Source organism: Streptomyces sp. ATCC 21386, from assembly GCF_018728545.1.
Taxonomy (GTDB): domain Bacteria; phylum Actinomycetota; class Actinomycetes; order Streptomycetales; family Streptomycetaceae; genus Streptomyces.
This window is the reverse complement of the sequence record NZ_JAAVVL010000001.1, coordinates 4,178,249-4,195,589: the sequence shown is the minus strand read 5'-3', so window position 1 is coordinate 4,195,589 and position 17,341 is coordinate 4,178,249. Positions and strand designations below refer to the sequence as shown.

16 protein-coding genes are annotated in these 17,341 nt (G+C 71.7%); 9 read left to right on the top strand and 7 right to left on the bottom strand.

Annotated elements, in window-relative coordinates; translation table 11 throughout:
* The first annotated feature begins 70 nt into the window (after window positions 1–70).
* From GWK25_RS18370 to GWK25_RS18355, 4 genes are all read left to right on the top strand, one after another.
* Window positions 71–1,381 carry an aromatic ring-hydroxylating dioxygenase subunit alpha gene (locus GWK25_RS18370; RefSeq protein WP_215451494.1) on the top strand — a complete coding sequence of 437 codons (1,311 nt, stop codon included), beginning with the start codon at window positions 71–73 and terminating at the stop codon, window positions 1,379–1,381.
* Window positions 1,378–2,202: an SDR family NAD(P)-dependent oxidoreductase gene (locus GWK25_RS18365; protein WP_308404257.1), complete on the top strand. Its 825-nt coding sequence runs from the start codon at window positions 1,378–1,380 to the stop codon at window positions 2,200–2,202. Before GWK25_RS18370 ends, GWK25_RS18365 begins: the two co-directional genes overlap by 4 nt.
* A 52-nt stretch (window positions 2,203–2,254) precedes the next feature.
* Entirely contained in the window at window positions 2,255–3,991 is a 1,737-nt protein-coding gene (locus tag GWK25_RS18360; RefSeq protein ID WP_215451492.1) for a PEP-utilizing enzyme, read from the top strand.
* 75 nt (window positions 3,992–4,066) lie between these two features.
* Window positions 4,067–4,381, top strand: a complete 315-nt coding sequence (locus GWK25_RS18355; RefSeq protein WP_215451489.1) for a putative quinol monooxygenase — start codon at window positions 4,067–4,069, stop codon at window positions 4,379–4,381.
* 59 nt (window positions 4,382–4,440) lie between these two features.
* On the opposite strand, the gene GWK25_RS18350 is transcribed toward GWK25_RS18355, so the two are convergent.
* The 4 genes from GWK25_RS18350 to GWK25_RS18335 are packed head-to-tail and all read right to left on the bottom strand — an operon-like array spanning window position 4,441 to window position 7,411.
* Window positions 4,441–5,466 carry an NADP-dependent oxidoreductase gene (locus tag GWK25_RS18350; protein ID WP_215451487.1) on the bottom strand — a complete coding sequence of 342 codons (1,026 nt, stop codon included), beginning with the start codon at window positions 5,464–5,466 and terminating at the stop codon, window positions 4,441–4,443.
* Window positions 5,467–5,470: 4 nt separating this feature from the next.
* Window positions 5,471–5,686 carry a transposase gene (locus GWK25_RS18345; protein ID WP_184897032.1) on the bottom strand — a complete coding sequence of 72 codons (216 nt, stop codon included), beginning with the start codon at window positions 5,684–5,686 and terminating at the stop codon, window positions 5,471–5,473.
* A 7-nt stretch (window positions 5,687–5,693) separates the two neighbouring features.
* Complete coding sequence (locus tag GWK25_RS18340) at window positions 5,694–5,996, bottom strand: 2Fe-2S iron-sulfur cluster binding domain-containing protein (protein ID WP_308404256.1); 303 nt, start codon at window positions 5,994–5,996, stop codon at window positions 5,694–5,696.
* Between the two features lie 8 nt (window positions 5,997–6,004).
* The gene (locus GWK25_RS18335; RefSeq protein WP_251828904.1) at window positions 6,005–7,411 is read right to left on the bottom strand and encodes an SRPBCC family protein; all 1,407 of its coding nucleotides are present in this window, start codon (window positions 7,409–7,411) and stop codon (window positions 6,005–6,007) included.
* Between the two features lie 371 nt (window positions 7,412–7,782).
* Here GWK25_RS18335 and GWK25_RS18330 point away from each other — a divergent pair, with 371 nt between their 5' ends.
* The 4 genes from GWK25_RS18330 to GWK25_RS18315 are packed head-to-tail and all read left to right on the top strand — an operon-like array spanning window position 7,783 to window position 12,622.
* A complete protein-coding gene (locus GWK25_RS18330; RefSeq protein ID WP_215451483.1) occupies window positions 7,783–8,925 on the top strand; it encodes a substrate-binding domain-containing protein in 1,143 nt (380 codons plus the stop codon).
* Complete coding sequence (locus tag GWK25_RS18325) at window positions 8,922–10,433, top strand: sugar ABC transporter ATP-binding protein (RefSeq protein ID WP_215451482.1); 1,512 nt, start codon at window positions 8,922–8,924, stop codon at window positions 10,431–10,433. Before GWK25_RS18330 ends, GWK25_RS18325 begins: the two co-directional genes overlap by 4 nt.
* A gap of 27 nt (window positions 10,434–10,460) precedes the next feature.
* Window positions 10,461–11,561 (top strand): ABC transporter permease, encoded by a 1,101-nt coding sequence (locus GWK25_RS18320; protein ID WP_215451481.1) that lies wholly within the window; start codon window positions 10,461–10,463, stop codon window positions 11,559–11,561.
* Window positions 11,558–12,622, top strand: coding sequence for an NAD(P)-dependent alcohol dehydrogenase (locus GWK25_RS18315; RefSeq protein WP_215451479.1), 1,065 nt, complete (start codon window positions 11,558–11,560; stop codon window positions 12,620–12,622). Before GWK25_RS18320 ends, GWK25_RS18315 begins: the two co-directional genes overlap by 4 nt.
* Window positions 12,623–12,731: 109 nt before the next feature.
* Here the strand turns inward: GWK25_RS18315 and GWK25_RS18310 are convergent, their stop codons facing one another.
* The 3 genes from GWK25_RS18310 to GWK25_RS18300 all read right to left on the bottom strand — a co-directional run bounded on the left by GWK25_RS18310 (window position 12,732) and on the right by GWK25_RS18300 (window position 15,605).
* Window positions 12,732–13,517 carry a ThuA domain-containing protein gene (locus GWK25_RS18310; protein WP_215451477.1) on the bottom strand — a complete coding sequence of 262 codons (786 nt, stop codon included), beginning with the start codon at window positions 13,515–13,517 and terminating at the stop codon, window positions 12,732–12,734.
* Window positions 13,518–13,520: 3 nt separating this feature from the next.
* A complete protein-coding gene (locus GWK25_RS18305; protein ID WP_215451475.1) occupies window positions 13,521–14,285 on the bottom strand; it encodes an SDR family NAD(P)-dependent oxidoreductase in 765 nt (254 codons plus the stop codon).
* 81 nt (window positions 14,286–14,366) lie between these two features.
* Window positions 14,367–15,605 carry an acyl-CoA dehydrogenase family protein gene (locus tag GWK25_RS18300; protein WP_215451472.1) on the bottom strand — a complete coding sequence of 413 codons (1,239 nt, stop codon included), beginning with the start codon at window positions 15,603–15,605 and terminating at the stop codon, window positions 14,367–14,369.
* Between the two features lie 195 nt (window positions 15,606–15,800).
* Here GWK25_RS18300 and GWK25_RS18295 point away from each other — a divergent pair, with 195 nt between their 5' ends.
* A complete protein-coding gene (locus tag GWK25_RS18295) occupies window positions 15,801–17,339 on the top strand; it encodes an AMP-binding protein (RefSeq protein WP_215451471.1) in 1,539 nt (512 codons plus the stop codon).
* Window positions 17,340–17,341 lie beyond the last annotated feature (2 nt).

Below are 17,341 nucleotides of genomic sequence, written 5' to 3'. Positions count from 1 at the left end.
CGGACACAGCCCAGCTGTCGCACTCCGAAGCCGGTCACCGGCTCACGGCTGGGAGGATTGTGAGGACATCGTGGTCCAGACCAGTTCGCCGGAGATACGGGAGACAGACGCCGACCGCGGGCCGCGGGCCTCGGCGGCTCCCGCCTCCCCCTCGGCCCCCGAATACACGTCGTGGATCAGCCAGGACCGGTCCACCGACGCCGCGTCCGTGGCGATGCGGCGCGAGGCGGCCGAACTCGTCGAGCGTGTGATGGCGCACTACCGCGGCAACACGACGCACGAGTCGGACGGCCAGTGGACGGAGCCCGTGGCCAACTACCTCGACGCCGACCGCTGGCAGCGCGAGATGGACGCCGTCCACCGCAGCGTCCCGCTGCCGCTCGCCATGTCCTGCGAGCTTCCGGGGCCGAACACGTACAAGGCGATCGACGTGCTCGGCATCCCCGTACTGATCACACGCGACCGGCAGGGCACCGTGCACGCGATGATCAACGCCTGTCGGCACCGGGGCGCCAAACTCCTCGAACCCGGCTGCGGGGTGTCCCGGCGGCTCACCTGCCCCTACCACTCCTGGTCGTACGACCTGGCCGGCGAACTGCGGGGCGTGTACGCCGAGAAGACCTTCGGCGAGGTTCCGCGCGAGGGCCGCAGCCTGGTCCGGCTCCCGGCCGGGGAACGCGCGGGCATCGTCTTCGTCTCGCTGGACCCGGCGGCCGAGCCCGACCTGGACGAATGGCTGGGCGATCTGCAGCCCCTGCTGGAGGGCCTCAGGCTGGCGGAGTGCCAGCACTACTCCACCTCCGAGCTGACCAGCCCCAACTGGAAGGTCACGCTCGACGGATACCTGGAGACGTACCACTTCGCCTCGCTGCACCCGAAGACGGTGTTCGAGACGAACCTGTCGAACATGATGGCCCACGACACCTGGGGCCCCCACCAGCGCATTGCACCGGCCCTGCGCCCCATCGCGCAGGCAGTCGAGCTGCCGCCGGACCGGCGCGACCCCGGGGAGTGCGTCGGCCCCATCTACTGGCTCTTCCCGGGCCTCGCCATCGCCGGCGGCTGGCGCCAGAAGATCGCCGTCTCCCTGGTGCTCCCCCGCACGGCGACCGAGTCGGTGACCCAGCAGATCATCCTGCTGCGGGAACCGGCGGTCACCGAGGAGGAACGCCAGGCCGCCGACCGGTTCGGCGCCTGGTTCCACGAGGTGGTCCGCGACGAGGACTACGCGACCACCTACGGAGTCCAGCAGGGGCTGAAGGCCCTCGACGGGACCGACTTCGTCTTCGGACGCAACGAGCCCGGACTCCAGCACTTCCACCGCACCATTCACCGACACCTGGACACGGGCGCCACAGCAGCCTCAAGAGCCACCAGGTGACGAACCAACAACACTCGCGGGAGAACACCATGGTGGCTACGGGCAGCCTCGACGGACGTGTCGCGGTGATCACGGGCAGCACGCGCAGCATCGGCCGCGCCATCGCCGAACGGTTCCTGGCCGACGGCGCGACGGTCGTCGTCAGCGGCCGCAGCGAACTCAAGGGCAAGCAGGCCCTGGAGGAGATGGCCGCCGGAGACCGGGCCGTCTTCCACCCCTGCGACGCGAGCAGCCAGCAGGACATCGAGGCCCTCGCCGACTTCGCCGCGGAGCGTTTCGGCAGACTCGACATCTGGGTCAACAACGCCGGCGGCACCTCGGGCTTCGCCCCGGTCCACCAGCTCAGCGACGAGGCCTGGCACGACGCCCTCAACCTGAACCTCAACGCCTACTTCTACGGCACCCGCCGCGCCCTGCCGAAGATGCTGGCGGGCGGCTGGGGCCGGATCATCAACATCTCCTCGGTCGAGGGCAAGCAGGCCAACAAGCCCGCGATCAGCCACTACATCACCAACAAGCACGCCATCCACGGACTGACCAAGGCGACGGCCTTCGAATACGGCACCCAGGGCATCACCTGCAACGCCATCTGCCCCGGCGCCGTCGACACCGACCTCATGCGGGCCGCCGGCCCGGCCGCGGCGGAGGCCGAGGGCATCACCTACGAGGTCTGGCTGAACCGCTTCGCCGAGCACGCGGCCACCAAGCAGATCACCACCGTGGAGCAGATCTCGGCCGTCGCCTCGCTTCTCGCCGGCGAGGCCGGGGCGGGTATCACCGGCACGCTGATCAGCGTCGACGGCGGAACGGCGCAGTGGTGAGCGCGGGACGGGCAGGGACAGGCACGGGTACGGACAGCGGGAGACCCCGGTCATGAAGAGCTGGATCACGGACTGGCAGCGCAGTGAGCGGCTGCCGCACTACACCCGGGCCAACGCGGGCGAGACCCTGCCGGACCCCGCGAGCCCCCTGGGCTGGACCCTCGTCTGGGGGCGCGGCCTGCAGGGCTGGCGCCGCGGCTTCGTCGGGTTCGGCATCTACCGCGAGGAGGAGGTCACCGGTGACCGCCCGCCGTTCGTCGGCATGTTCGGCGGCCACTTCTATCTCAACCTGTCCCACATGCGGCTGTTCGGCATCCGCATGGGACAGACGGCGGACCAGATCGACACGGCCTTCGTCGGTCAGCGCTCCGACACACCGGTGTACGTGCCGCACCCGGACGACCGGGACGAGGAGCTGACCGCCAAGGCGGGCGCGACGCTGCAGCGGATGCTCGGCCAGGCCGGGTTCCCCGAGGCCGACGCCGACCGGGAGCGGCTGCGCGCCCTGCGCCGCTCGCGCCCCGATCTGGCGCGGTTGTCCGAAGCCGAACTGGTGGCGCACGTACGGTCGTTGCTGGACGAGGTGGAGACGACCTTCCAGCGGCACGTCGAGTCGTCGCTGCCGGCGTCCGTCGGACCCGCGATCCTCGGCCCGCTGTGCGCGAGCGTGGACCGTCCCGGCGCCATGCTCGACCTGATCGGTGGTCTCGGCGACGTCGACTCCGCCTCGCCCTCGACCGGGCTGTGGACCCTCTCGCGTCAGGTGGCGGCCTCTGCCGAGCTGAGCGCGCTGTTCGACCGGGGCCCGGCCGCGGTGGAGCAGGAGCTGGACGGGGCGACCGGTGACGTGAAGGCGTTCCGTGACTCCTTCGAGGAGTTCCTGGCCGAGTCCGGCGACCGGGGCCCCAACGAGTGGGACATCCACGCGCTGTCCTGGGAGGCGGCGCCCGTGCAGGTGCTGGCCCTGGTCGACCGGATCCGGCACAGTCCCGACGACGACTCCCCGGCCGCCCGCCGCAAGCGGCTCTCCGAGGGGCGTGAGGAGACGGCGCGGGAGATCCGGGCCGCGCTGCCCGAGGACGCGCGGCCGATGTTCGACGCCGGTATGCACGCCTCCCAGGTGTGGATCCCGGCCCGGGAGCGGACCAAGGCGAACTGCGTCACCGTCGTCAACGAGATCCGCATGGCCGTACGGGAACTCGGCCGCCGCGGCGTCGAGGCGGGGCTCTTCGCCCGGCCCGAGGACGTGATGATGCTGCTGGACACCGAACTCGACGACTACGTCACCGCCCCCGAGTCCTTCCGCCCCGTGATCGCGCGGCGGCTGCAGGAGTACGCGGGTCTGCACGAGCTGGAACCACCGTTCTTCGTCGCCGACGACGCGCAGACCGAGATCGACACCTGGCCGCGCCGTGCCGAGGAGCGGACCCCGGCGGCCGTCGAGGGCGATGTCCTCGCGGGTGTGGGCGGCAGCCACGGCACCTACACCGGAACGGTGCGGGTGGTCACCGACCCGGCCTCGTGCGAGGCGCTGGAGCCCGGCGAGGTGCTGGTCGCGCCGATCACGGACGCGGCCTGGACCCCGCTGTTCCTGGTCGCCGGGGCGGCCGTCGTGGACGTGGGCGCACTCAACAGCCACGCCGTGGTGGTCTGCCGTGAGCTGGGCATCCCGGCGGTGATCTCCGTCGAGGGCGGGACGCGGAAGCTGCGGGACGGCATGGTGATCACGGTCGACGGCGACCGCGGCACGGTCACCGTGGACGGTGTCCCCGCCTCGCTCGGCACCTGACCACTCCGCGGGCCCGTCGCCTCCGCCCCGCGGAGGCGACGGGCCCGCGGGCACGACCGCGAAGGGAGACGGCCCGTGGCCGAGGAGATCATCGTCGCCGGCTGGATGGACTACGAGCCCGGCGACCGCGACGAGATGCTGCGGCATCTCGTCGCACTGGGCCGGCAAACCCGCGAGCAGGAGCCGGGCTGTCTCGACTACGCCATGACGGCGGACCCCGTCGACGAACGGCGCATCCGGGTGTACGAGCGGTGGGTCTCGCACCAGGCCCTCGACGAGCACTTCGGCACCGCCCACATCAAGGAGTTCAGGGCCGCCTCGGCCGGACTGACCCGGGTGGGGGTCTCGTTGGAGGCCCACACGGTCGCCCGGACCCGCCCGATGCGCTGAACGGCCCGATGCGCTGAACGGCGCCCCCGGAAGGGGGCGCCGTTCTCCTGTCCTGTCCGTCAGTCCCCCAGCCGTACCAGCATCTTGCCGACGTTGCCACCGCCGAGCAGGGACAGCAGGGCCCCCGGGGCGTTCTCCAGGCCGTCCACGACCGTCTCGCGCGCGGTGATCCGGCCCTCGGCGAGCCAGCCCCCGACCCGTCGCTCGAACTCCGGCCGCAGGTCGTCGTGGTCACGGACGATGAAACCGCGCAGAGTCAGCCGCTTGAGGACCGCCTGGATCAGCTGGTTGATGTCCGCGGACCGCCGGTCGCCGCCGAACTGCGACATCATGCCGCACAGCGCGACCCGGCCACCGCTGCGCAGCGCGTGCAGCGCGGCGGCGAGTTGTTCGCCGCCGACGTTGTCGAAGTACACGTCGATGCCGTCGGGCGCCAGCTGGGCCAGCGCGTCGCGCACGGGCCCGGCCCGGTGGTCGGCGGCCGCGTCGTAGCCGAACTCCTTCACCAGCAGGGCGCACTTGTCCGGCCCTCCGGCGGTCCCGATGACGCGGTCCGCGCCCAGCAGGCGCGCGAACTGACCGGCGGCGCTGCCGACCGCGCCGGCCGCCGCCGACACGAGGACGGTGTCGCCCGGACGCAGCCGCGCGATCCGGGTCAGGCCGACGTACGCGGTGAAGCCGGTCTGGCCGAGCAGGCCCAACCAGGTGGGCAGCGGGGCGAGTTCGGGGTCGATGCGACCGGCGCCGTCCACGTCCCCTCCGTCGAGCACCGCCCGCTCCCGCCAGCCGAGCTGGTGGCGTACGTAGGTGCCAGGCGGTACGGAGGCGCAGCGGCTCTCCTCCACGATGCCGAGGGCACGGCCGTCGAGCGGGGCGCCCGGGGTGAAGTTGTGCGTGTAGTGCTTCTCGGTGCTTTCCAGGCGGCCGCGCATGGACGGGTCGACGCTCATGTAGAGGTTGCGCACGAGCAGTTGCCCCTCCTCCAGGGGCGGCAGCGGGCGTTCCTCGACGGCGAAGTCACCGGGGAGCGGCTCACCGACCGGTCGGCGCACCAGACAGACCACCCGGGTGGTGCGGGGCGTCACGGGGTCAGGCCTCGGGCTGCGGCGGTGTGCGCCGCTGGGCGAGGCGGCCGACCCAGCCGGCCATCTGGAGGTCGGCGTGGCGCAGTTCGCCCGACTGCCACCGGGCCTGGAAGTCGAAGACGCCCTGTGCCCCCGTTCGGGGGTCGGTCACCTCGACCAGTCCGTCCTCGGTGAGCCGGTACACATGCCCGGTCAGTGGGTGGATCACTTGCTTGGACATGGGGGCCTCACTCCTGCGCTCGGCGGCGTACGCCGCTCTTGGTCACGGTCACCGGGCCCTCGACCAGGAGCCGGCAGGCGAGTCTGGTCGTGCCGTCCACCGGCCGGCGCAGGGACTCGATGCCCTCGCGCTCCAGCGGGCCCACGGGGGAACAGTTCTCGGCGCCCTCGTCGACCCGGACGAAACAGAGGCGGCACGTGCCCTGGCCGCCACAGACGGTGGGCCAGCGGTATCCGAGTCGCCGGGCGGCGGTGAACAGGTCCTCGCCGTCGAGGACTTCGAGCTCGACGCCGGAGGGTCTGACCGACACCCGGTGGGTCACTTCTCCATCCACCGGTCGAGGGTCCGGTTGAAGTGGCGGATGCGGCTCTCCTGGTAGTTGGACAGGGTGATGCCCGGCTTGCGCATGGCCTTCAGGCCCTGCTGGACGTAGGGCAGGTTCTCGCAGTCCTGGTCGAAGACGGGGCCGAGCACGCCGAGTTCGGGGATGTCGGCGAAGAGCATGTCCTCCGGCACCCAGCGGATCTTCGCCGGTGGCGGCAGCTCGCCGGGCTGTTTCGGGGACGACATGAAGATGATCTCGGCGGTACAGGAGTCGGGGTCGAGGCCGTGGGGACGGAACCGGTAGATGATGTTCGACTTGGCGCCGCCCCAGGGGTTGAAGTTGGGGAACAGCAGGTAGTTGATGGCGTCCAGCAGTTCGGTGTCGGGGGTGTTCGAGAAGTCCTGCCGCGAGGTGGCCGCCAGTTGCGCGCGCATCCGTTCGGCGAGGACCTTGCGGGCGGTGCCGCCGGGCGGGATGGCCGGCAGTTCGTCGCCCTCCTGCCGCACCAGGTCACGGCCCTGGGCGGCGGAGTAGAACGCGCGGGAGTCGTAGAAGGTCTCCAGGACGTCCTCCTCCGTGACGGAGTCCGCCACGTGCGGACTGGGCGCGCCCTGGATGTTGATCATCCGGCTCCAGTTCGGCTGGTCCGCCATGACGTCGTACTGCGAGTTGGCGTCGGCGAGCCACGGCAGCATCTGCGGGTGGGTGGCGATCACATGGAAGGACTCGATGAACGCGTCCTGGGCGACCTTCCAGTTGCAGGGCAGCACCTTGCCGATGTGCAGGGACTTGTAGCGGTTCTCCAGGGGCCAGATGTAGTAGTCGTCGAAGGTGCCGCGGTAGCTGTCGAAGGACTCGGCGTAGGGGTCCATGTTGATGAAGACGAAGCCGCGCCAGGTGGCCACCCGGGCCTCCGGGAGGGCGAACTTCTCCGGGCTGACGTGCGGGAAGTCCCAGGCACACGGCGGGGTCCGCATCGTGCCGTCGAGGTTCCAGGTGAAGCCGTGGAACGAGCAGCGGAACTCGCCGACGTTGCCGCCCGCGGTGCGCAGTTTGCGTCCGCGGTGCAGGCAGACGTTGACGAAGGCGCGGATCTCCTCGGGCGCCGTGCGGACGACGATGAGCGAGTCGTCGCCGATCTCGTAGACCTCGTGGTCGCCGACCTCGGGAATCTCGCTCTCCAGGCAGGCGAACTGCCACACGCGCCGCCAGACCTGCCGCATCTCCCGCTCGGCCCATTCGCGGGAGGTGAAGCGGGCGGTGTCGATGTCCTCGCTGCCGAGGTGGTCGTTCCGCTCGAACCTGAGGGCGGGGGGAACGGGGCGGCTGTCCTGGTCGAGGTAGTCCTGGACGCTGGGCCCGGGGCACCGCGCGGTGCCCAGCTCCGATGTTTCGTCCATCATCTCTCCTCCGGCAGAAACTTTAGAGTGAGTGTAGTTACGGGTGACGGCGTGGAGCAACACTCGTACCGCGGGACGGACTCTTACGCCTTCCTCCCCCACCACGACATTCGCCGCCGGGACCGGAATTTCTTGGGGCGGCCCTCTCCCCAAGGCCGCTGGGACATGTCACACTCCGACCCACTTGAGGCTGTAGTTCCTCAAAAGTTTCTCCGTAGCTGGACGGCCCTTGCCGTCCCGGCTCCAGCGCCGCGGCGTCCTCGCCCCGGGGCGACACAGAATCGATCCGCCTGACCGGAGCCCGACCATCGCGGACGCGGGAGCGACGTGGGTCGGGCAGCGCAGGCGACACCTCTCGGGAGTACTCGACGATGAGTTCCAGACCCCGTCGCGCGGTCCGCCGTGCCCTCACCGCAAGCCTCTCCGCCGCCTCACTGCTCGCCCTGGCGGCATGCGGCGGCGGCAGCACACCCGCCACCGGCTCGACGCAGGCGGCCGCGCCGGACTCGCCCGGCCTGACGGCGGCCCGCGAGGCCCTGGCGCAGTACTCCGAGCGCCCGACCGCGATCCCCGTGACCCAGCCCGTCGGCAAGAAGATCCCCAAGGGCAAGGAGATCGACTTCATTCTCTGCGGCGTCCAGTCCTGCAAGGACCTCGCCGACTTCTTCACCGAGGCCGCCGAGGAACTCGGCTGGGAGGTGAAGCAGATCGCCACCCAGGGCACCCCGGAGTCCGTCCAGGCCGCCTACGAACAGGCCCTGCGCGACAAGCCGGACGCCGTCGTCGCCTCCGGTTTCCCCCGCGCCGTCTACGCCAAGCAGCTGGCCCGGCTGAAGGCCGCCGAGATCCCCGTCATCCAGTCGAACGCCGACGACCTGCTGGGTGACGGCATCTCCCTGCTCAAGAACGGGCCGGACGACGTCGGCGTGCAGGGCGAGATGCTCGCCTCCTGGGTGGTGTCGAACAGTGAGGCCAAGGCGAACACCGTCTACTTCGACCTTCCGGCGTACACGATCCTCAAGCCCGTCAAGGACTCCTTCGCCGCCAAGTACAAGAAGTGGTGCGACGGTTGCGGGCTGGACAACGTCGACGTGCCGATCACCGCCGTGGGCAAGGACATGCCGGACCGCGTGGTGTCGTACCTCCGGTCGCACCCGAAGGTGACCCACGTCGTGTTCTCGCTCGGCCTGCTCAACGTGGGCGTGCCGACCGCGCTGAAGACCGCCGGGATCACCGGCAAGCACATCGTCGTCAACGTCGGTGACGCGCAGAACTACCAGTACATCCAGAGCGGTCTCACGGACGGCGCGATGGCGCTCAACTCCCACGAGACGGCCTGGCTCCAGGCCGACGCGCTGGCGCGGCACTTCACCGGCCAGCCCATGGACGTGGACCAGCAGGCCGTACTGCCCAACATGCTCGTCACCAAGGACAACCTGCCCTCGGCCGACGGTGACTTCCCCATCGTCGAGGACTACCAGGAGCAGTTCAAAGCGCTCTGGGGGCTGAGTTGACCGGGCCGGTGCTCCGGGTGGCCGCCCTGTCGAAGCGATTCGGCGGCACCCAGGCCCTCCAGGACGTCGACCTGGAGGTCTCGCCGGGCGAGATTCACGCCCTGATCGGGCCCAACGGCTCCGGCAAGTCCACCCTCATCAAGATCCTCGCCGGCTACCACCACGCGGAGCCCGGCGCCGTGGCCGAACTCGACGGTGAGCCCTTCGACCTCGGCCAGGTCACGGCTTCCCGGCACGACCGGCTGCGCTTCGTCCACCAGGAGCTGGGGCTGGTGGGCGAGTTGAGCGCCATCGACAACCTCGCGCTGCGGCAGGGCTTCGCCCGCACCGCCCTCGGCAACATCCGCTGGCCCGAGATGGAGCGGCGCACGCGTGCCCTCGTGGAACGGTTCGGCCTCGGTATCGACGTGCGCCGACCGCTGGCGACGGCGACCCCGGTCCAGCGCACGGTGGTGGCCATCGCCGCCGCGCTGCAGGGCTGGGAGGGCCGGCGCGGTGTCCTGGTCCTCGACGAGCCGACCGCCGTGCTGCCGCCCGGCGAGGTGGCCCGCCTGTTCGACATCGTGCGAGAGGTCCGCGACGCGGGCGCCGGCGTCCTGTACGTCTCGCACCGGATGGACGAGATCTTCGCGCTGGCCGACCGGGTCACCGTGATCCGCGGCGGACGCCGGATCGCCACCCGCCCGGTCGCCGGGCTCACCCCGCGTGCGCTGGCGGAGCTGATGGCGGGCGAGGAGATGGAGACCGACCACCGTCCCCCGCCCCCTTCGCGCCGCGCCGACCCGGTGCTGGAGGTCAGGGACCTGTGGGCCGGGCCCCTGCGGGGCGTCGGCTTCGACCTGGCCGGCGGCGAGCGTCTGGGCATCACGGGCCTGGTCGGTTCCGGCCACGAGATCGTGCCGTACGCGGTGTGCGGGGCCCATCCCGGGCGGGTGAGCGGCAGGCTGCGGCTGCCCCGCCGCTCCGAGCGGTGGACCCGGGCGCGCGACGCCGACGGTCTGGGCCTTCCCCTGGTTCCCGCGGACCGGGCGGGCGAGGGCGTGATCGGCGACTTCTCGGTCGGCGAGAACCTCACCCTGCCGCTCCTCGGCCGGTTGCGCGCCCGCTCCGGGCGGCTGCGCCGACACCGCGAGTCCGCCCTGGTGGAGGAGTGGATCCGGCGGGTCGGTGTCCGGACGGCCGGCCGCGGGGCGCGGATCACCACACTGAGCGGCGGCAACCAGCAGAAGGTCGTGATGGCCCGCTGTCTGGCACAACGCCCGCCGGTGCTGGCGCTGTGCGAACCCACGGCGGGCGTGGACATCGCCACCCGTCTGCAGCTGTACGACCTGATAGAGCGGCAGGCCGACGAGGGCATGGGCGTCATCGTGTCCTCCACCGACACCCAGGACCTGCTCGCGCTGTGCACCCGCGTCCTGGTGGTGCGGGACGGCCGGATCGCGCGGGAGATCAGCGGCCGGGACATCACCGAGTCCGCGCTCGTGCACGCCATGGAAGGAACGGAGTGACATGTGTCCTGGAAGGAACCGAGTGACATGACGTCCACCCCGACCCGGGCGGCGGAGCTCCCGCCGTCCGCACCGGAGAGATCCAGGGTGTCCGCACCGGGGCCGGCGGTCCGGCGGGCGGTGGCCGCCCTGTCGTTCCGGAACATCGGCGCCGTGTACGTGTGGCTGGTCATCGTCGTACTCTTCTCCGTGTGGGCGCCGGACACGTTCCCGACCGCCGTCACGGTCAAGCAGGTCCTGAACGGCAACGCCGTGGCGGGCCTGGTGGCTCTCAGCGTCGTACCGCCGCTGGCCGCACGGGTCTTCGACCTCTCGGTCGCCTACACCATGTCGCTCACCAGCGTGCTGACCGCCTATCTGATGGTCTCCGCCGGGCTCGGCCCCGGCACGGCGATCGCCCTGGCGATGACCGCCGCACTGCTGATCGGTGTCGTCAACGGCATCGTGGTGGTGGCCTTGCGCGTCGACTCGTTCATCGCCACCCTGGCCACCGGCGCGCTGATCCAGTCCCTGATCACCATGGTGACCAACGACAGCTCGATCACCGGTGTGCAGCTGCTCGCCGAGCCGTTCGCGAGCATCGCCCAGCTCGACGCGGGCGGCATCACGCTGCCGGTGCTGTATCTGCTGCTCGCCGCCGTCGCCATCTGGTTCCTGCTGGAACACACCGCCACCGGGCGCCGCTTGTACGCGACCGGTTTCAACGCGGACGCCGCCCGGCTGCAGGGGGTGCGCACGGGCCGGCTGCGCTTCTTGACCCTGGTGGCCTCCGCGCTGCTCGCCGGTTTCGCCGGCGTCGTTTTCGCGTCGTCGGTCGGCTCCGGATCTCCCACGGCGGGCACCCCGTACCTGCTGGCGGCGTACGCCGCCGCGTTCGTCGGGGCGACGCAGTTGCGGGCGGGCCGCTTCAACGCCTGGGGCACGGTCCTCGCCGTCCTGCTGCTCGGCACCGGCATCACCGGGCTCGGGCTCGCCACCAGCGCGCAGTGGGCCGCGAGCCTGTTCACCGGGTCCGTCCTCATCGTGGCGCTGGTCCTCACGGGTGGCAGGGTCGCCCTGCCCGCCGTGCTGCGCCGCCGGACGGGGACCCGTCAGGAGGAAACCACCATCGAGGAGGTCCGACGATGAAAGCCGTTCAGTACCGACGGGTGGGGCACGCCCCCGAGGTGGTGGAGGTTCCGATGCCCGAACCCGGGCCGGGCCAGGTGCTTCTGAAGGTGACGGCGGCGGGGCTGTGCCACTCCGACCTGGCGGTGATGGGCTGGCCCGAGCAGCAGTTCCCCTACGCGCTGCCGATGACACTCGGTCACGAGGGTGTCGGGACGGTGGCGGCGGTGGGCGCCGGGGTCACCGCCGTGGTGGAGGGCGAGGCGGTGGCGGTGTACGGCCCGTGGGGCTGCGGGCGCTGTCGCAAGTGCGCCGAGGGCAAGGAGAACTGCTGCGCGTACGCGGCCGGCCTCGGCATCGCGCCGCCGGGGCTCGGCCGGCCCGGTGCCCTGGCGGAGTACATGCTGGTGGACTCGGCCCGCCACCTGGTTGCGCTGGACGGGGTCGACCCCGTCCAGGCCGCACCCCTCACCGACGCCGGACTGACCCCGTACCACGCGATCCGCAGATCACTGCCGAAGCTGCTGCCCGGCAGCACGGCGGTGGTGATCGGTGTGGGCGGTCTGGGACACCTCGCCGTGCAGCTGCTGCGCGCGCTGACCCCTGCCCGGGTGGTCGCCCTCGACGTGGGCAAGGAGAAGCTGGAGCTGGCACGCGAGGTCGGGGCCCATGAGGTGCTGCTCTCCGACGGCGAGGCGGCCGCGCGGCTGCGGGAACTCACCGGCGGTACGGGAGCGGAGGTCGTCCTGGACTTCGTGGGAGCCGAGGCGACCCTGGCGGTGGCCGCCGCGTCGGTGGCGGTGGAGGGCGATGTCATCGTCGTCGGCCTCGGCGGCGGCACGCTGCCCGTCGGGTTCGGCGGCGGGCTGCCGTTCGAGGTGTCGGCCGCCTTCCCCTACTGGGGCAGCCGGACGGAACTCATGGATGTCCTGGAACTCGCGCGGCAGGGTGTCGTGTCCGCCCACGTCGAGACCTTCACGCTGGAGCAGGCGCCCGAGGCGTACGCGCGTCTGCACGCCGGGGAGATCGGCGGCCGCGCGGTGGTACTGCCGCAAGGCCCAGTGAGCCCGTCCGGCGTTTGAGGACAAGGCCCGTGCAGGGCCGGAGCGGGGGTCTGGGGGCGCGGCTCCCAGGAATGGGAACGGGTGGGGGCGGCGGGGGGCGGCATCCTTCGGCCGCCCCCCGCCGCGCTCAACCGTCGGCCGCCCCCCGCACACCCACCGTCCGCTCCACGCACCGCCGCAGCACCGTCAGGAACTCCGGTGTCTGCCAGGGGCCCCGGTCCACGCGCCCCGTGTCGTCCACCCCGAGGTCCTGCACGTCGTAGCGCCCCCTGCAGTGACCGAGGGTGAAGTAGCAGACCTCGCCGGCTCCGTGCCGCTTGAGATACAGCACCGGTCGGGGCGCGTCGTCGAGGGCCGCCGAGTCGCCCTCGGCGAAACCGCGGCACGGTCCCGTGTACTCGGCGTGCAGCAGCACGTCCAACTCCCCGTGCAGTTCGCACACGTACAGCTCGTCGGTGACCGTGAACGGCCCGATCCCGGCGACCAGCGGATGGTCCGGCCGGGTCACCCGCACCTGGTACGGCTCGATCGGCGGATGGGCCAGGAACTGGCTGCCGAGCACCTGCGCCAGGTCGCCGAGGAGCCGTGGCGTGGTGAACACACGCTGCCCGCCGCCCGTCGACGGCTCGATCACCGCGTTGGTGCCGTGCAGGGCGAGCCAGCGACCGCCCCGCTCGACGAACCGCGCCAGGGCGGCCCGCTGAGCCGGGCGGGGCCGGACGTCGCAGGTGTAGGTGACCAGCAGGTCGGCCTCGTCGAGGGCGGCCTCGCAGGCGTAGTCCTGGTACACCGTGGTGCGCACGCGCGGATGCTCACCGAGCAGTTCCAGCAGCCGCAGCCGCGCGTGGTCGAAGTCGTGCCATCGGCCGCCGCAGACCAGTACGGCGTCCAGGCGGCCGGCCGGGCCCGTCACGGCTCAGTACTGGACGCGGGTGAGCAGCCCGCCGTCCACCACGAGGTTGACCCCGACGCAGAAGGAGCCGCTCCGCCCGAGCAGGAACGCCACGGCCGCGGCCACGTCCTCCGCGGTGCCGTAACGGCCGATCGGCAGCTTGGCGAGGACCTCCTCGTACACCTCGGGGCGGCTGGTGCGGACGGTCTCCCAGGCGCCGCCGGGGAAGTCGATCGGGCCGGGCGAGACCGTGTTGACGCGGATGCCCTTCGGGGCGAGGGCGTGCGCGAGGGCCGAGGCGTGCTGGACGACGGCGGCCTTGAGGGCGGAGTAGGAGTTCGCCCCGGCCGGACGCGCGGTGTCGGAGGCGTTGGTGGTGCCGATGGCCACGACCGCGGCCCGGTCGGAGGCCTCCAGGTGCGGCAGGGCCGCCTCGACGAGTCCCGCGAACGGGATCAGGTCGCCGCGCAGGCTGGCCTCCCACGACTCGGGGCCCTTCACGTTGCCCGCCGACACGTTGGACACCAGCAGGTCCAGGCCGCCGAGTTCGGCTGCCGACCGCTCCACGAAGCCCGCGAGGGCGGCCGGGTCGGTGACATCCACCGCTTCCGCGAACACGGTGGCCCCCTCGGCCCGCAGTTCGGCGGCGGCCTTGGCCAGCCCCTCCTCGCCGCGGGCGCACAGCGCCAGCGAGCATCCCTCGGCCGCCAGGGTGGCTGCCACAGCCCGGCCGATTCCCCGGCTCGCCCCGGTCACCAGCGCCTTCGCGCCCGTCAGTCCCAGATCCATCGATGTCACTCCTTCGTGATTGGCAGAACCTTCGTGATGGGCAGAACGCGTCCCGGTCCCGCAGGCACCAGGACAGGCCCCTCAGTCACCGGGCAACTGTGAGAAGGGCGCCCGGTCCGCCCGCGGCTCCGGCGGCAGCTTCAGCACGCGCTCGCCGATCAGGTTGCGCTGGATCTGGTCGGTGCCTCCGGCCAGCCGGTAGCCGGGGGCGCCGAGGAGGTGCTGGGTCCAGGCGAAGGTGCCCGGTTCCCCGGTGTCGGCGCTGATCCGGGCTCCCATCAGCTCGGCGGCGACCTGTCCCGTGCGGGTCATGAGCTCGGACGCCATGAGTTTGGTCAACGACGCCTCCGGGCCCGGCCGGCCGCCGGCGGCGCTCGTCCTGGCGACCCGGTCGACGGTGGCCGTTCTCAGGGCGGTCCGTATGTACAGGTCGGCGAGGCGCTGGCGGACCAGCGGGTCCCCGGTGCGGCCGAGGGAGCGGGCGAGGGCGAGGACGTCCGGAAAAGTGCCGCCCTTGCGGCGGTTGCCACTGCCGGAGGCGGTCCGCTCGAAGGCGAGGGTGGCGGTGGCGACCTCCCAGCCCTGGCCGGGGCGCCCTATCCGGAGCCGGTCCGGGACGCGTACGCCGCTCAGGAAGACCTCGTTGAAGGAGGCGCCGCCACTCATCTGACGGATGGGACGCACCTCCACGCCGGGCGCGTCCATCGGGACCAGGAAGGCGGTGATGCCGGCCTGCTTGACGACGTCCGGGTCGGTGCGGGCGAGCAGCAGACCGTAGTCGGCGAACTGGGCGCCCGAGGTCCACACCTTCTGCCCGTCGACCACCCAGTCGTCGCCTTCCTGCCGGGCGCGGGTGCGCAGGGCGGCGAGATCGGATCCGGCGGCGGGCTCGCTGAAGAGCTGGCATGCCAGCAGGTCGGTGCGCAGGAACGCGCGTGCGTAGTGGTCGCGTTGCCCGGCCGTGCCGAACAGGGAGACGGCCATCGCGACCAGGCGCACGGTGACGCTGATCAGCTCGGTGGACGGCGGCACCTCGAAGGCGGACTCCTCCTGGGCGAAGACCGCCACGTGGGCGGCGGTCAGGCCCGCGCCGCCCTTGTCCGCGGGGAGGGTCAGCGCCTGATAACCGGCGTCGAAGCGGGCCTGCTGGTAGGCGCGGCAGCGTTCCAGCAGCAGGCGTTCCTCGTCCTCCGGGAGGTTGTGGAACACGGCGAGGTCGGCGGCCGCCCCGGCGGACTGCGGTGTCCGGGCCGGTTCGAGCACGGTGGCCAGCCACTGCCGGACCTGTGTGCGCCATGCGTCCGGATCGGGCTGTGACATGGCTCCTCCTCGGGCACTTACCAGACGAAAGATTGAGTAAGAGAGAGCGGAGCACTCCTCGCACACACCTTTGGAACATGCGGTAATGGCTCCTTCTGGGACCAGAGTGTTCCGCACTTTCTTGATAAACGCTACAGTCTCGGCATCCGTCCTCCCCTCGAATCGGGAGAGGACCGAGGAGCCGCCGGAGGAGCCATGTCGCTGCTGCCACTCGACCGTCGCGCCCAGGAGACACCGGACGAGCCCGCCCTCGCGGACGACCTGAACGTGCTGTGCTGGTCCGCACTCGTCGACCAGGTCGCGCGAGCGGCGGCACGGCTGCTGGAGTTCGCCCCCGGCCCCGACGACCGGATCGCCGTCCTCGGCGACAACGCGATCCCCACGCTGGTGGCCCATCTCGCCGGCCTGCGGGCCGGGGTCGGGACCGTGGCCACGTCCCGGAACCTCACCTCGGGGGAGCTGGTCGACCAGATCATCGACGCGGGCGTGACCGGGATCATCGCCGGACCCGCCGGCGCGGGAGCCGCCCTCGACGCGGCCCGGGAACTGGGCCTGCCGCTGGTGACGCACGGAACCACCGCGATCGGGCACGCCTTCGACTGGGACCTGTGGCTGGCGGCCGCACCCACCGGACGCACCCTTCCCACGGACCGGCCCGCCCGTCCTCCGCTCGTCTACACCTCGGGCACCACCGGCCGGGCGCGCGGCACCGAGGTGCGCTGGGTGAGCGGTCGGGTCGCCGACTCCTCCGCCTATCTCGCCGCGATGTCCGCCCGTCCCGGGTTCCCTCCGGGACCGCACCTGGTGTGCGGCCCCCTGCAGCACAACGCGCCGCTGACCTCGCTGCGGCACCTGGCGGCGGGGCAACCGGTGGTCGTCCTGGGCAGGTTCGGCGCGGAGGCGTTTCTCCACGTGGTGCAAAGGTGGGGCGTCTCCTCGACGGTGATGGTGCCCACCCACTTCCAACGGCTGCTCGCCCTTCCGGACGAGGTCCGCGCCCGGTACGACGTCTCCAGCCTCCGGCAGGTCTCCCACACCGGCTCCGCGTGTCCACCGGACGTGAAGCGAGCCATGATCGACTGGTTCGGTCCGGTGCTGACGGAGTCGTACGGTGCCAGCGAGGCGGGAACCGTGGCCCGCATCAGCAGCGCCGAATGGCTGGCCCACCCGGGATCCGTCGGACGCGTCCGGCCCCCGTTCGAGGTGCTGGTCACCGGTGACGACGGCCGGGAACTGCCGCCCGGCGAGCACGGGCTGCTCGCCTTCCGTGCGCCCGAGGACCAGGGCGTCCGCTACCACGCGGACCCGGACAAGACCAGGTCCGCCTACCTCTCCCCCGGTGTCTTCACACTCGGCGACATCGGCTTCGTCGACGCGGACGGCTACATCTTCATCACCGACCGCGCCGCGGACGTCGTGGTCTCCGGCGGGGTCAACCTCTACCCGGCGGAGAGCGAGGCCGTGCTGCGGCAGCACCCGGCGATCGCCGAGGCCGCGGTCATCGGCGTGCCCGACCCGGACTTCGGTGAGTCCCTGCGGGCCCTGGTCGTGGCGGCGGCCGACGAGCCGCCGACCGACGAGCTGGACCTGTTCTGCCGCGCACGCCTCGCCGCCTACAAGTGCCCGAAGACCTACGAGTTCGTGCCCGAGCTCCTGCGCAACGCGATGGGCAAGCTCGACAAACGCGCGATGCGCCGCCCCTACTGGGGCTCGGAACGGACCATCGCCGGCTGAGC